This window comes from Nocardia sp. NPDC004860, from assembly GCF_040609015.1.
GTDB lineage: Bacteria > Actinomycetota > Actinomycetes > Mycobacteriales > Mycobacteriaceae > Nocardia.
Window position 1 is genome coordinate 50082 of sequence record NZ_JBEXJI010000022.1, and the last position, 14202, is coordinate 64283.

Annotated in this window: 12 protein-coding genes; 11 read left to right on the forward strand and 1 reads right to left on the reverse strand. The window is 67.1% G+C overall.

Annotation, left to right across the window (positions count from 1 at the left end; genetic code table 11):
* Nucleotides 1–240 precede the first annotated feature (240 nt).
* The gene (locus ABZV44_RS31415; protein ID WP_354844157.1) at nt 241–750 is read right to left on the reverse strand and encodes a transglycosylase SLT domain-containing protein; all 510 of its coding nucleotides are present in this window, start codon (nt 748–750) and stop codon (nt 241–243) included.
* A 379-nt stretch (nt 751–1129) separates the two neighbouring features.
* On the opposite strand from ABZV44_RS31415, the gene ABZV44_RS31420 reads away from it, so the two are divergent.
* The 11 genes from ABZV44_RS31420 (at nt 1130) to ABZV44_RS31470 (ending at nt 14192) form a co-directional block, all read left to right on the forward strand.
* Nucleotides 1130–4393 carry a protein kinase gene (locus ABZV44_RS31420; RefSeq protein WP_354844160.1) on the forward strand — a complete coding sequence of 1088 codons (3264 nt, stop codon included), beginning with the start codon at nt 1130–1132 and terminating at the stop codon, nt 4391–4393.
* Nucleotides 4394–4522: 129 nt separating this feature from the next.
* Nucleotides 4523–5152: a PAS and ANTAR domain-containing protein gene (locus tag ABZV44_RS31425; RefSeq protein ID WP_354844470.1), complete on the forward strand. Its 630-nt coding sequence runs from the start codon at nt 4523–4525 to the stop codon at nt 5150–5152.
* Between the two features lie 159 nt (nt 5153–5311).
* Nucleotides 5312–6385, forward strand: coding sequence for a HoxN/HupN/NixA family nickel/cobalt transporter (locus ABZV44_RS31430; RefSeq protein ID WP_354844473.1), 1074 nt, complete (start codon nt 5312–5314; stop codon nt 6383–6385).
* 94 nt (nt 6386–6479) lie between these two features.
* Nucleotides 6480–6854: a hydrogenase maturation nickel metallochaperone HypA gene (locus tag ABZV44_RS31435; RefSeq protein WP_354844163.1), complete on the forward strand. Its 375-nt coding sequence runs from the start codon at nt 6480–6482 to the stop codon at nt 6852–6854.
* Nucleotides 6812–7654 (forward strand): hydrogenase nickel incorporation protein HypB, encoded by an 843-nt coding sequence (hypB, locus tag ABZV44_RS31440; protein ID WP_354844165.1) that lies wholly within the window; start codon nt 6812–6814, stop codon nt 7652–7654. Before ABZV44_RS31435 ends, hypB begins: the two co-directional genes overlap by 43 nt.
* A 126-nt stretch (nt 7655–7780) precedes the next feature.
* A complete protein-coding gene (locus ABZV44_RS31445) occupies nt 7781–8836 on the forward strand; it encodes a hydrogenase expression protein HypE (protein ID WP_354844168.1) in 1056 nt (351 codons plus the stop codon).
* Between the two features lie 13 nt (nt 8837–8849).
* Complete coding sequence (locus ABZV44_RS31450; RefSeq protein WP_354844171.1) at nt 8850–10646, forward strand: nickel-dependent hydrogenase large subunit; 1797 nt, start codon at nt 8850–8852, stop codon at nt 10644–10646.
* Between the two features lie 30 nt (nt 10647–10676).
* Nucleotides 10677–11594: a NifU family protein gene (locus tag ABZV44_RS31455; protein WP_354844174.1), complete on the forward strand. Its 918-nt coding sequence runs from the start codon at nt 10677–10679 to the stop codon at nt 11592–11594.
* Nucleotides 11591–12226: a DUF5947 family protein gene (locus ABZV44_RS31460; RefSeq protein ID WP_354844177.1), complete on the forward strand. Its 636-nt coding sequence runs from the start codon at nt 11591–11593 to the stop codon at nt 12224–12226. The genes ABZV44_RS31455 and ABZV44_RS31460 overlap by 4 nt, the downstream gene beginning before the upstream one ends.
* Nucleotides 12223–12867, forward strand: coding sequence for a DUF6084 family protein (locus tag ABZV44_RS31465; protein ID WP_354844179.1), 645 nt, complete (start codon nt 12223–12225; stop codon nt 12865–12867). The genes ABZV44_RS31460 and ABZV44_RS31465 overlap by 4 nt, the downstream gene beginning before the upstream one ends.
* Nucleotides 12867–14192 carry a hypothetical protein gene (locus ABZV44_RS31470; RefSeq protein ID WP_354844182.1) on the forward strand — a complete coding sequence of 442 codons (1326 nt, stop codon included), beginning with the start codon at nt 12867–12869 and terminating at the stop codon, nt 14190–14192. Before ABZV44_RS31465 ends, ABZV44_RS31470 begins: the two co-directional genes overlap by 1 nt.
* Nucleotides 14193–14202 lie beyond the last annotated feature (10 nt).

Here is a 14202-nt window from a genome sequence, read left to right on the forward strand (position 1 = left end):
GATCGAGACACCATCGAGGTCGAGGCCGCCAGCCCGAAAAGCCCTGGCCCACACCGCAATACCGCCAGATCGGCAGCGTAGGCACCGCCGACGGCAACCGAGCCGACCTGTTCCGCACCTGTGAGCGTGACGCCACGGCGTGGCTGGTCGAGGCTCGGCCCGGCAACCTCGCGACACTGCGAGATTGCCGGGCCGAAGTCGAGGATCACGCCCTTGCATCGAGGGTCGGGTTTCCGGGGGTCAGTATGCGGAGTTGACGTTGTCCATGGAGCCGTAGCGTGCGGCGGCGTAGTTGCAGGCGGCGGTGATGTTGGCTACGGGATCGTAGATGTCCCAGGAGGTTCCGGCGACGTGGTAGGCCTGGAACGTCGGATCGATGACCTGGAGCAGGCCTTTGGACGGGGTGCCGCTGGCTGCGTTGGAGTCGTAGAGGTTGATCGCCCCGGGGTCGCCGCCGGATTCACGCATGATGTTGCGGTGGATGGCGTCGTAGCTGCCCGGAATGCCTTGTGCCGCCATGATATCCAGTGCCTGAAGGATCCAGCCATCGAGGTCGGAACTGTACGCGGCGGATTCTGCCGAAACCTTTGTGCCGGTAGTGCTCATGGCTGCTGGAACGGTCTGCACCGACGTTTCGGGGACGAGTGCCGAGGCCTCGGCGGTTGCCGCGATCGACAATGATGCGGCCGCCAGGGCGTAGACAGCGAAGCGAAGGGCGCTCCGGGATCGGGGACGGCGTCCGGTGGCCATTGAGTTCCTCCTCAGGAATTTCGATGCCGAGCACATGTCGCTCCTTTGCGACCTGCGGGGCGAAAGTGAGCCCTGGCGGCGTTTCGGGGGAATCGGCCGCGCTCGGCAGTGATGACAGCATCGATTGCGGGTCTGTTTCGGCACGACGGCCGATCTCCCGCAGACATACCTATTTCCAGGACTCACCCTTTTCCGGCTCTTGGCTCGATCCGCCGCCCCGCCGGCACCCATATCGGGCATGGCAGAGGTTGCCACCCGGGAACCAACGGCATCCTCGCAGCGCGGTCACGGCCGGTCGCGAGCATTTTTCGTGATGGTCGGACCACTCGCGCAGGGATATTCTGACTGGTGTCCGCTGCTGGCGATTTACGAGTTACCGATGGCTGAAAGTGTTCCATTCGAAACGCAGCGTGATGCCGGTCCCGACGTCGTCACGGAGTTGAGCGCTGCCGGGTTCGACGACGCCCATGAGATCGGGCGGGGCGGTCTCGGGGCTGTCTACCGGTGTACGCAGGTTGCCGCTGACCGCACCGTGGCGGTGAAGGTCCTGACCGGTGAACTGGAGGAGGATCGGGAGCGGTTCTTTCGCGAGCAGCGGGCGATGGGCCGTCTGACCGGGCATCCGAACATCGTCAGCATGTTCGAGATCGGGCAAACGGGCAGCGGTCGGCCCTATCTGGTCATGCCGTACTTTTCCCGGGGCTCGCTGGCCGAACGTCTCCGGGACGATGGTCCGCTGTCTCTCCCGGACATGCTTCATATCGGGGTGAGGATCGCGGGGGCGCTGGAATCCGCACATCGGGCGGGAGTTCTCCACCGCGATATCAGGCCGGCGAACATACTGCTCACCGACTACGACGAGCCGGTGTTGACCGACTTCGGTATCGCCCACGTCTCCGGCGAGTTCGAGACAGAGGCCGAAACCGGCTCGCCGGCCTTCACCGCGCCCGAGGTGCTCGGTGGGCAGGCGCCCAGCCGTGGCTCGGACGTCTACGGGCTGGGAGCCACCTTGCTCGGTGCGCTCACCGGCCACGTCGGGTTCGAACGCCGCCGCGGTGAGCAGGCGGCGACCCAATTCGTGCGGATCACCGCCCCCTCGAATCTCGACCGCTGTGAAATCGGTATCCCCTGGGACGTACGCGCAGGGATCGAGGCCGCGATGTCTCGCGACCCGCACGACCGGCCTACCGCAGCGCGATTGGGCGAGCAACTGCGCCGAATACAGCGAGAGCACGGTTTCGCGGTCGACGAGATGGCGGTTCGCGCCGAATCGGGCTCCGAATCCGAATCGCTGGTGAGTTCGGAACCGTCAGGGCCGCAAGGAGTTCCGCGAATCCGCAGCGACGGATTGCATGAGGGTACGGGAAATCTGCCGCTCGAGCTGACCAGCTTCGTCGATCGACGGACCCAGTTGTCCGAGGTCGGCAATCTGCTGCCCGGGTCGCGCCTGGTGACCCTGACCGGGATCGGCGGGGTCGGAAAGTCAAGGCTCGCACAGCGAGTCGCTCACAAGGTCCGGCAGAAGTTCGCGAACGGGGCGTGGCTGGTCGAGTTGGCGGAGCTCCGCGATGACGCTCTGCTGCCCGATGCGGTGGCCGCTGTCTTCGGAATACGAAGCCAAGGTGTCATATCCGTGCTCGACACGCTGGTCGAGGCGCTGGAACCATATGACCTGCTACTGGTGCTGGACAACTGTGAGCACGTGGTCGACGCGGCCGCGAAGCTGTCGGAGGCGCTGCTGCGGGCGTGTCCGAATGTGCGAATCCTGGCCACCAGCCGGGAGGCACTCGGGATCGGCGGGGAAACCGTGTATCCGGTGCAGCCGCTCGGGATTCCGGATTCGACCAATGAGCGGGCGCTGGCGCACTCCCACGCGGTGGCACTGTTCGTCGAACGCGCCGCCGCGGCGGTGCCGGGATTCGAGATGACCGAAGCGAACCAGCGTGCCATCGCCCAGATCTGCACCAGGCTGGACGGATTGCCGCTGGCGATCGAGCTGGCCGCGGCGCGGCTGCGCACGATGTCGGTGGAGCAGATCCAGACCCGGCTGAGCGACCGGTACGCCCTGTTGACCCGGGGTGGCCGGGGAACGCCGAAGCGGCAGCAGACGCTGTGGTACTGCGTCAATTGGAGCTATGACCTGTGCACGCCCGACGAGAAGCGGCTGTGGGCTTGCCTGTCGGTGTTCACCGGCGGCTTCGAACTCGACGCCGTCGAGCAGGTGTGCGCCGATGACATGACCGAGTCCCAGGTGCTCGATACCTTGTCCGCGCTGGTGGACAAATCGATCCTGGTCCGGCAGGAAGCCGATGGGGCGGTGCGCTTCCGGATGCTCGAGACAGTGCAGGAATTCGGCCGGGAGAAGGCCGAGGAGTCCGGTCGGTTCCCGGACCTGCACTGGCGGCATCGGGACTGGTGTGAACGACTGGTCCGCGAGGCGGACGCCAATTTCATCGGCCCGCATCAACTGGATTGGGTTGCCCGGCTCGAGCGGGAACTGCCGAATCTTCGACAGGCATTGCAGTTCAGCCTGTCCGAGTCCGAGGAAGGCGGGCTCGGGATGATCACGAACCTCTACCTGTTCTGGGGCTCGCGCGGGCGGCTCCACGAGGGTCGTCGCTGGTATGAGCGCGTGCTCGGCCATTCGCTCGACGGCCGGACCACGGGTCGAGCCAGGGCACTGTTCGCCGCCGGCTCGATCGCGGGTTTGAACGGCGACCTGCGGACCGCGAACGACCGGTTCACGGAGCTTCGCGTACTCGCCGAGCAGACGGTGGAACCGCTGGTCGGAGCCTTGGTCAACCACGCCGAGGCAAATCAGGCGCTCGCCCGCGGCAATGTCGGTGAGTCCGACGCGGTTGCCCTGCTGACCGATGTGGTCCGTAGTTACGAGGCGTGCGGTGAGCTCGGCATGCAATTGGACGCTCAACTCTCTCTCGGCTGGGCCTACGCCCTGGGCGGTGACGTTGCCCGGGCCGTCGCCTGCCACGAGAAGACGCTCGCCATGACAGCGGCCTGCGGCGAAACGATCTATCGCTCATGGGCGTTGTTCGCGGCGGGCTTCGCCGTGTGGCGCCGCGGCGACGTCGAACGCGCCAAGCGACTGCTGGAGGAAGGCGTTCGGCTGTCCGCGTTGACTTCCGATCCGCTCGTCGCCGCGGGTTGTCTGGAGACGCTGGCCTGGATTGCGGCCGACCGGAACGAACCTCGCCGTGCGGCGGTCCTGATGGGCGCGGCGGACAAGTTGGGGGGCCTTGCCGGCACCGATACGCTCATGGTCCGTGATCTGCTCGAATACCGTGCCGAGTGCATGCGGAACAGCCGCCGAGCCATCGGCGTACGCGCCTTCGACCGGGCCCGCCAGGAAGGCTCTGCGATGAGTCTGGACACGGCCGTACGGCTCGCGCTCGACCAACCGTCCCCCGCGCCGGAGAGTTCGCCGCAGCAGTTGACGAAACGTGAACGGCAGGTCGCCGACCTCGTCGCGGAAGGTCTGACGAACAGAGCGATCGCGTCACGGCTGGTGATCTCGCAACGCACCGCGCAGGGGCACGTCGAACACATCCTGGCCAAATTGGGATTCACCTCGCGCGCGCAGATAGCGGCGTGGGCCGCGGAAAATTCCGGTGGCAGTCCGGGATGACCGGCCGGCGTCTCGCTGTGGTGTCGGCCGCGCCGAATTGCTCCCCGTGCCGGTGCGGCACCGCATAATTCGGCTGTGACACAAGGCGGTGAGGCTCATCCGGACGATGCGCAGATCCTCGGACGGGTAATGGGCGCCGGTCGCCCACAGAGCGTCGGTAGTTTTCGCTTCTGGTTCGGTGACCAGCGGTGGGAGTGGTCCGATGAGGTGGCGGTGATGCACGGCTACCGGCCGGGCGCGGTGTCGCCGACCACTGATCTGCTGCTCTCGCACAAGCATCCCGAGGATCGTGCCCAGGTCGCGAGCATGATCGCGCGTTCGGTGAACGATGCGCTGCCGTTCTCGAGCCGCCACCGCATCATCGATACCGGCGGGAACGTGCACGACGTGATCGTGGTCGGTGAGCAGATGGTCGACGGCCAGGATCGGGTTGTCGGATCGGCCGGGTTCTACATCGACGTGACCGATGCGCTCGCTGAGCACCGTCAGGAGGCCCTCGACGACAGCCTGCCCGAGCTGTACGCCGCGCGTGCGGTGATCGAGCAGGCCAAGGGGGCGATCATGCTGGTCTACGGTGTCAGCGCCGAGGCGGCGTTCCGGGTGCTCGCCTGGCGATCGCAGGAGACCAACACCAAGCTGCGCGCGCTGGCCGCGCAATTGATGGAGGACCTGCAAGCTCTGGCGGACGCGGCGAAGCCGATTCGCACCCACTTCGACCACCTGCTGCTCACCGCCCACGAGCGAGTACCTGAGCAATGACCCCCGGCGGTTTCCGGGCCGCACCCCGCGGTACGCGAACAATCGGTTGCAGCACCGGCGAGCGCGGGTTTACCGTCAGAGAGTTCGGTGTGCGTCGATTGGCAGATCGTGGCATCAACAACGCAGCAGCGCAGGCCCTTTCGCGCGTTGCCGAAGCCCCTGGCACTGACCCGGCCGGAATCGCTGCACATGGTGGCGATGGCCGGGGTGATCGTCGGCCTGCATGTGCTGGGCTGGTTCACGCTGGTCGCGCTCGTCGTCCCGCAGCATCTCAGCGTCGGTGACCGCACCCTCGGCATCGGAGTCGGCCTGACCGCGTACACCCTGGGTATGCGGCATGCGTTCGACGCCGACCACATCGCCGCCATCGACAACACCACTCGCAAGCTCATGCACGATGGGCAACGTCCGCTGTCGGTGGGTTTCTTCTTCTCCCTCGGACATTCCACGGTCGTCTTCGTGCTGGCCCTGCTGCTCTCGCTGGGCGTGCGGGTCGTCGCCGGGCCGATCGAGAACGACTCCTCGGCCCTGCACCACTACACCGGACTGATCGGCACGACGGTGTCCGGGACGTTCCTCTATCTCATCGCGATCCTGAATCTCGTTGTGCTGGTGGGTATTCTGCGGGTCTTCGGGCGCATGCGCGGCGGCGGCCACGACGAGGCCGAGCTGGAGCAGCAGCTGGCGCAGCGCGGCCTGGTGAATCGGCTGCTCGGGCCGGTGACGAGGTCGGTGACCAAGCCCTGGCAGATGTATCCGATCGGGCTGCTGTTCGGTCTCGGCTTCGACACCGCCACCGAGGTCGCGCTGCTGGTATTGGCCGGCACCGGCGCGGCGGTGGGCCTGCCCTGGTACGCGATCCTGTGTCTGCCGATTCTGTTCGCCGCCGGCATGAGCCTGCTCGACACCATCGACGGCGGCTTCATGAACTTCGCCTACGGGTGGGCCTTCGCCAAACCCGTGCGCAGGGTCTACTACAACATCACCGTCACGGCGCTGTCGGTCGCGGTCGCCCTGATCATCGGCACCATCGAGCTGCTCGGCCTGCTCGCCGGCCAATTGGGCTGGACCGGCGGCGTCTGGGACTGGGTCGGCGGACTCGACCTCGACGTGGTCGGTTTCCTGGTGGTCGGCCTGTTCGTCCTCACCTGGGCCATTGCCCTGCTGACCTGGCACTACGGTGGCCTCGAGGAAAAATGGACCACCGCGCGGCAACCTGACGCCGGGGAATGAACCGCAGGGGTGAGGTGGTGTGCGGGGAGCGGCTCGGGAGTAGCTTGAGAGGGGTCCTTCTCGGTAGGGGTTCTTCTCGACGAGACGAGTCGTTGTGCACGAGATGGCGATTACCCAGAGTGTCATCGATGCCGTCGGCGAACACGCGGCCGGCCGCACCGTCCATAGCGTGACGCTCGAGATCGGCGCACTCTGTGCCGTCGTCCCCGACGCCCTGCGATTCTGCTTCGATCTGGCCGCCGAGGGAACCGTCGCGTCGGGCGCACGTCTGGACATCCATCTCATTCCCGGCATGGCCCGGTGCCGGGCCTGCGGCCGGGACTTCGTCCTGCCCGATCCTGTGCTGCTGTGCCGTTGCGGCAGTGCGGATGTCGAGGTGACCGCCGGGCGGGAGTTGCGAATCCGATCCATGGAGGTGAGCGACCCATGTGTGCTACCTGCGGATGCGGTGGCGAGACGGGCGGACTGATCACCGTCCCCCACCCGCACGACCCGGGCGAAGACCATGACCATCACGGCCACGTCCATGACGACCACACCCATCACGACCATGGGCACCCCGGGCACGACCATGCCGGCCACGAACACGGCGGTGACCACGTGCACCTGCCGATCACCGAGACCGTGACGCTGGAACAGCAGGTCCTGGCCAAGAACGACCGGCTGGCACAGGAGAACCGGGCCTGGCTCGCCGAACGCGACATCCTCGCGCTCAATATGACGAGCTCGCCGGGCGCGGGAAAGACCACGCTGCTGGTGCGCACCATTCGTGAACTCGGTGGAGCACCGATCGCCGTCATCGAGGGGGATCAGGAGACCCTGCTCGACGCCGAGCGGATCATGGCCACGGGATGCAAGGTGGCACAGATCAATACCGGTGCCGGCTGTCACCTGGACGCGGCCATGACCCGGCGCGCCCTCGACCTGCTCGCGCCGGAGTCCGGCAGCCTGCTGTTCATCGAGAACGTCGGAAACCTGGTGTGCCCGGCGCTGTTCGATCTGGGCGAGAGCGGCAAGGTCGTGGTGATCTCGGTGACCGAGGGCACCGACAAGCCGCTGAAGTATCCGCACATGTTCTCGGTGGCGACCCTGGTGCTGATCAACAAGATCGACCTGTTGCCCTACGTCGACTTCGACCCGGGCCGCTTCGGTGAGTTCGCGCGATCGGTGAATCCCGGAGTCCGAATCCTGGAGATCTCGGCGTCCACCGGGGCGGGTCTGGCGCAGTGGTACGAGTGGCTGTCCGCTCAGCGCGTGCCCGCTCGGTGAACTCTTGAGGCGGTCTCTGGCCGAGCCTAAACTTACGTGATCAGGCTCACATACCGGCCGGTCGTTTTCGAGAAAGCGGCGACGCCCGACCCCCTGGCTTTTCGCTTCGAAGGGTGGCACCTCTCCATGCCGACTAAAGAAGCAGTCAATGCGGAGCAGACGCTGATCCACGTTCTCTGGATCAACGCGGGACTCAGTTGTGATGGCGACTCGGTGGCCCTGACTGCCGCCACCCAGCCCAGTGTCGAGGAGATAGCTCTCGGATCCCTGCCTGGCCTGCCCAAGATCGCCGTTCATTGGCCACTCATCGATTACGAATGTGGCCCGACCGGGGGAGCCGACGACTTCCTCGAATGGTTCTTCAAGGCCGATCGTGGCGAGCTCGAACCCTTCGTCCTGGTCGTCGAGGGGTCGATCCCGAACGAGCGTTTGCACGTCGAGGGCTACTGGTGCGGATTCGGCAACAATCCCGAGACCAACCAGCCCATGACCACCAGCGAATGGGTCGATCGGCTGGCCCCGAAGGCGACCGCGGTGGTCGCGGCCGGCACCTGCGCGACCTACGGCGGCATCCACGCCATGGCCGGCAATCCGACCGGCGCCATGGGCGTCCCCGACTACCTGGGCTGGGAGTGGAAGAGCAAGGCCGGCATCCCCATCGTGTGCGTGCCGGGTTGCCCGATCCAGCCCGACAATCTCTCCGAGACCCTGACCTACCTGCTCTACATGGCCACCGGCCAGGCCCCGATGATCCCGCTCGACGAGGCGTTGCGCCCCAAATGGCTTTTCGGTGCGACGGTGCACGAGGGGTGCGATCGCGCAGGCTATTACGAGCAAGGGGATTTCGCCACCGAATACGGCTCGCCGAAATGCATCGTGAAATTGGGGTGCTGGGGCCCGGTCGTGAAATGCAATGTGCCCAAACGCGGTTGGATAAACGGCGTCGGCGGTTGCCCGAATGTCGGTGGTATCTGTATCGGTTGCACCATGCCCGGATTCCCGGACAAGTTCATGCCCTTCATGGACCCGCCGCCGGGCGGCAAGTTCTCCTCCACCGCGTCGGGTTTGTACGGCTCGGTGATTCGCAGTCTGCGGCACATCACCGGCCGCACCGTGGACAAGGAGCCGAGCTGGCGGCACAAGGGAGACAAACTGGATTCCGGCGCGGTCCGGACCTGGTAGGGAAGGCAATCCGATGACCGAGATCATTCCCGAGCCCTCGCACCGCACGATCCAACCGGATGCCCTCGTCGAGATGGCCTGGGATCCGATCACCCGCATCGTCGGGAGTCTGGGCATCTACACCAAGATCGATTTCGAGAACCGGGAGGTGGTCGAGTGCCACAGCACCTCCTCGATCTTCCGCGGTTACTCGATCTTCATGCGCGGCAAGGATCCTCGTGACGCGCACTTCATCACCAGCCGCATCTGCGGCATCTGCGGCGACAACCACGCCACCTGTTCGTGCTACTGCCAGAACATGGCCTACGGGGTGAAGCCGCCGAATCTGGGCGAGTGGATCGTCAATCTGGGTGAGGCCGCCGAGTACATGTTCGACCACAACATCTTCCAGGAGAACCTGGTCGGCGTGGACTTCTGCGAGAAGATGGTCTCCGAGACCAACCCGGGCGTGCTGGCGCTGGCCGAGAAGACCGAGGCGCCGCACGCGCAGGCGCACGGCTACCGCACCGTCGCCGACATCATGCGCGCGCTCAACCCCTTCACCGGCGAGTTCTATCGCGAGGCGCTGCAGGTCAGCCGCTACACGCGAGAGATGTTCTGCCTCATGGAGGGCCGCCACGTGCACCCGTCGACGCTGTACCCCGGCGGGGTCGGCACGGTCGCCACCATCCAGCTGATGACCGACTACATGACCCGGCTCATGCGCTACGTCGAGTTCATGAAGAAGGTCGTCCCCATGCACGACGACCTGTTCGACTTCTTCTACGCGGCGCTGCCCGGATACAACCGGGTCGGCCTGCGGCGCACGCTGCTGGGCTGCTGGGGCTCTTTCCAGGATCCGGAGGTGTGCAACTTCAACTACAAGGACATGGAGAACTGGGGCAACGCGATGTTCGTGACCCCCGGCGTCGTGGTGGACGGGAAACTGATCACCCACTCGCTGCTGGACATCAATCTCGGTCTCCGAATCCTCTTGGGCAGCTCGTATTACGAGGACTGGACCGACCAGGAGATGTTCGTCAAGACCGATCCGCTGGGCAATCCGATAGACCGCCGCCACCCCTGGAATCAGCACACCAACCCCAGCCCGCAGAAGCGCGACCTGGAGGACAAGTACAGCTGGGTGATGTCGCCACGCTGGTTCGACGGCAAGGAACATCTCGCCCTCGACACCGGTGGCGGACCGCTGGCGCGACTGTGGTCCACCGCCCTGGCGGGGATGGTCGATATCGGCTATGTGAAGTCGACCGGCCACAGCGTGCAGATCAATCTGCCCAAGACGGCGCTCAAGGGTCCGGTCGAATTGGAGTGGACGATACCGGCTTTCGGCAGCAACACCATCGAGCGCAACCGCGCCCGCACCTACTTCCAGGCCTATGCCGCGGCGTGCGCGCTGCACTTCGCGGAGAAGGCGCTCGAGGAGATCCGGGCCGGGCGGACCAAGACCTGGGAGCATTTCGAGGTGCCGGACGAGAGCATCGGCTGCGGTTTCACCGAGGCCGTGCGCGGTGTGCTGTCGCACCACATGGTGATCCGGGACGGCAAGATCGCCAACTACCATCCGTATCCGCCCACACCCTGGAACGCCAGCCCGCGCGACAGTTTCGGAACCCCGGGACCGTACGAGGACGCGGTGCAGGGACAGCCGATCTTCGAGGAGAACGATCGGGAGCACTTCAAGGGCATCGACATCATGCGCACCGTCCGCAGTTTCGATCCCTGCCTGCCCTGCGGTGTGCACATGTACCTGGGTGGTGGCAAGTCCCTGGACCTGCTCCACTCACCCACCCAGGCGCTGACCGCTGAGTAGCGGTCGAGCCGGTACCGGGAGGCGAGCGCGGTGAACGACCGATCCGAGGACCACCGCGCTCAGGCCGCGGACACCGATCGCTGGCGCGAGGCCGGCGAGCGGATCGACACCCTGCTGGGTGCGATTTCCGCCGCCGGGCCCGTGGCGCGGGAGCGCGCCGAGGAACTGGTCGGTGAGATCGTCGGCCTGTACGGTGCGGGACTCGAGCGGACCATCCGGCAGCTCGATCCCGAGACCGTCGAACGGCTGGCGGCCGACGACCTGGTCGCCAGCCTGCTGCTGGTACACGGACTGCACCCGCACGACACGCTCACCCGCGTGCGTGCGGCGCTGGATGACGTGCGCCCGTACCTGGGCTCGCACGGTGGCGACGTGACGGTGGTGGCGGTGACCGACGGCGTGCTGCGGCTGGCCTTCACCGGTAGCTGCCGCAGTTGCCCGTCCTCCGGGGTGACCCTGGAGCTGGCGGTGGAGGATGCGGTGCGTGCCGCCGCGCCGGAGATCGAGACCATCGAAGTGGTTGCGTCCGAACCGGATTCGAATGCCGGCGTGATTCCGGCCGAGTCGCTGCTGGCCCGCGTCCACGCCAACGGCGAGCACGGCGGAACCTGGATCGGGGCGCCCGAGCTGGCACAGCTCGGCGCGGGTGAGGTGGGCGGCTTCGCGCTGGCCGGCGCGGCCGTCGTGGCCTGCCGGGTCGGCGAGGAGCTGTTCGTCTACCGCGATCACTGTCCGTCGTGCGGGAATTCGATGGCGGGAGCGGCGCTGCATCGCCGGGCCGGGTTCGGGGCCGGCGCGGCCGTGCTGCGCTGCCCGGTCTGCCGGGCCCACTTCGACGTCGTGCACGCGGGCGCGCGCCTGGACGGCGACGGTCATCTGGAACCGCTCCCGGTCCTGATCCGTTCGGGCACACCGCAGGTGGCGGTGCCGATGGAGGCGGCCGGATGAATCCCGCCTTCGGCGTGCTGCGCAGGCTCGCGACGTCCCGGCCCGCCCCGGCGCCGGCCGGGGAGCGCTGTGAGATGTGCGGTGAAGCCATCGCCGAGGCGCACAGCCACGTCGTGAATGTCGAAGGCAGACAACTCATGTGCGTCTGCCGAGCCTGTTATCTGCTGTTCACCGACCGCACCGCGAACCTGCGGTATCGCGCGGTCCCGGATCGCTGCCTGGCCTTCCCCGGGGTCAGCATCGGCCCGGGGGAGTGGGACGCGCTCCAGATTCCGGTCGGCCTGGCCTTCTTCTTCCGCAACTCCACGCTCGGGCGCACGGTGGCGTTCTATCCCGGCCCGGCCGGTGCCACCGAATCCGAACTGCCGATGGACCAGTGGAGCGCGATCCTGGACCGGCATCCCGAGCTCGCACAGGCCGACGACGATGTCGAGGCGGTACTGATCCACCTGCCCGAGCGCGGCGGCACGCCGACCTGCCTGCTGTTGCCGATCGACGCCTGCTACGAATTCGTCGGGCGGATGCGGTTGCTGTGGCGCGGATTCGACGGCGGGCAGGAAGCTCGGCGCTACATCGAGGAATTCCTCGCCGCCATGACCGCGCGGGCCCGCGTGGTGGGAGGCACGTCGTGAGCCCGGCGTACTCGATCACCTTCGCGGTCCTGGGTATCCGGCCCGAACCGTATGCCGTGACGCCGACCCTGTCGGCGCGGATCGGTATCGCCGCGCTGTCCGAGGAGCCCGTGCACGCCATCGCCTTGCGCGCACAGGTGCGTATCGACCCGAACCGGCGCTCCTACACCGACGAGGAGGCCGCGGGCCTGACCGATCTGTTCGGTCCCCGCGAGCGCTGGTCGGACACCCAACGCTCGTTTCTGTGGATGCATTGCGCGACAATGGTTCCCGGCTTCGCCAGCGGTGGCACCGAGGTGGATCTGCCGATGCTGTGCACCTACGACCTCGAAGTCGCGGGTTCGAAGTACCTGCACGCGCTGCGCGACGGCACGGTACCGCTGTCGTTCCTGTTCAGTGGCACCGTGTTCATCAGGGGCGAAACCGGTTTCGCGGTGCAGCAGGTGCCGTGGGACCGCGACGACCGGTTCAACATGCCGGTGTCGGTGTGGCAGGATCTGATGGCCGCGCACTTCCCGGACACGGGCTGGGTGCGGTTGTCGCGGGAGACGCTGGATGCGCTGTCCGCCTTCAAATCCGGTCGCGGCCTGCTCGGCTACGACCAGGCGGTGCGCGAGTTGCTCGCCGCGGGGGGTGCGTGATGAGCGCCGATGTCGCCGCCCGGGCAGCGGCGCGCGCGGTGGCCGACGCGGTGCTCTACGAGGGGTACCTGCTGTACCCGTACCGGGCGAGCGCCCGGAAGAACGTGTGCCGCTGGCAGTTCGGTGTGCTCGGACCCGAGCGGGCGGCCGCCGACGGGCTGGGCGAGGATTCCGAGCTCGCGACGCAGTTCCCGGTCACGGCCGGCGAGCCGGCGCGGATCAGTGTCGCGGTGCGGTTCCTGCACCGGCAGCGGCGCACGGTCCGGAGCCCGGACGGCACCGCCGTCGCGGAACTCCATGCCGCCGGTCGGTCCTGGCTGAGCTGGGACGAGGCCGTCGAACACGAGCACGACATCGGCCCGATGCCGCTGGCGGACGGCGTTTTTCCGTTCACGGTCCCCGCCGCCGAGGAGAGTGCGGCGATCACTGACGACGCCGGCGGCGTGGTCGGCACGTTGCAGCGCACCCGGGAACCGCTGCGCGGCGAACTCGAAATGTCGGTGGACGACGTCGGCGGCTACCGCCGGGTGAGCATCGTCCTGCGCAACACCGGCACGGCGGCCACCGACCCCGATGACGCGCTGGCCCGCTCGCTGCTGGGCGCGCACCTGATCGTCGAGCTCGACGGCGGGCGGTTCCATTCGCTCACCGATCCGCCTCCCGACGCCGAGGACGTCGTCGAAAGCTGTTGCCACCATCGCTGTTTCCCGGTGCTGGCGGGCCCGCCCGGCCAGCACGAGCTGCTGCTGGTCTCCCCGATCATCCTCTACGACCATCCCGAGATCGCCCCGCAGAGCCAGGGCCCGCTGTTCGACTCCACCGAGATCGACGAGATCCTGGCGCTGCGCGTGCTGACCATGACCGACGACGAGAAGCGCGAGGCCCGCGCCACCGACCCGCTCGCCGCCGAGATCATCGATCGCTGCGAGCGCCTCGACGCCGAGCGAATGGGATCCCTGCACGGAGTGCTGCGGGAGGACCCGTCCCCACGGGTGCTGCCCACGCTGGCCGACGGCGTCGACTGGTGGGATCCGTTGGCCGACAGTGCCGTTGCGCCCGACACCGACGCGGTGGCGGTGGCCGGGGTGCTGGTGCGCAAGGGCAGCCGGGTGCGGTTGCATCCCGGGCGCCGCGCCGACGCGCAGGACCTGTTCTACGCCGGCCGCACCGCCAGGGTGGTCACGGTGCACGAGGACGTGGACGGCGGGGTGCACGTCGGCGTGGTCGCCGAGGACGACCCCGCGGCCGAATTGCACGAATGGTACGGGCGCTACCTGTATTTCGCCCCCGATGAGATCGAGCCGCTGGACGGCTCGCCCGAGTGAAAGGAAGGGC

Coding starts and splice junctions, on each gene's coding strand:
- ABZV44_RS31415 (WP_354844157.1), bottom strand. CDS start 750: ATGGCCACCGGACGCCGTCCCCGATCCCGGAGCGCCCTTCGCTTCGCT.
- ABZV44_RS31420 (WP_354844160.1), top strand. CDS start 1,130: ATGGCTGAAAGTGTTCCATTCGAAACGCAGCGTGATGCCGGTCCCGAC.
- ABZV44_RS31425 (WP_354844470.1), top strand. CDS start 4,523: ATGGGCGCCGGTCGCCCACAGAGCGTCGGTAGTTTTCGCTTCTGGTTC.
- hypB (WP_354844165.1), top strand. CDS start 6,812: ATGTGTGCTACCTGCGGATGCGGTGGCGAGACGGGCGGACTGATCACC.
- ABZV44_RS31445 (WP_354844168.1), top strand. CDS start 7,781: ATGCCGACTAAAGAAGCAGTCAATGCGGAGCAGACGCTGATCCACGTT.
- ABZV44_RS31450 (WP_354844171.1), top strand. CDS start 8,850: ATGACCGAGATCATTCCCGAGCCCTCGCACCGCACGATCCAACCGGAT.
- ABZV44_RS31460 (WP_354844177.1), top strand. CDS start 11,591: ATGAATCCCGCCTTCGGCGTGCTGCGCAGGCTCGCGACGTCCCGGCCC.
- ABZV44_RS31470 (WP_354844182.1), top strand. CDS start 12,867: ATGAGCGCCGATGTCGCCGCCCGGGCAGCGGCGCGCGCGGTGGCCGAC.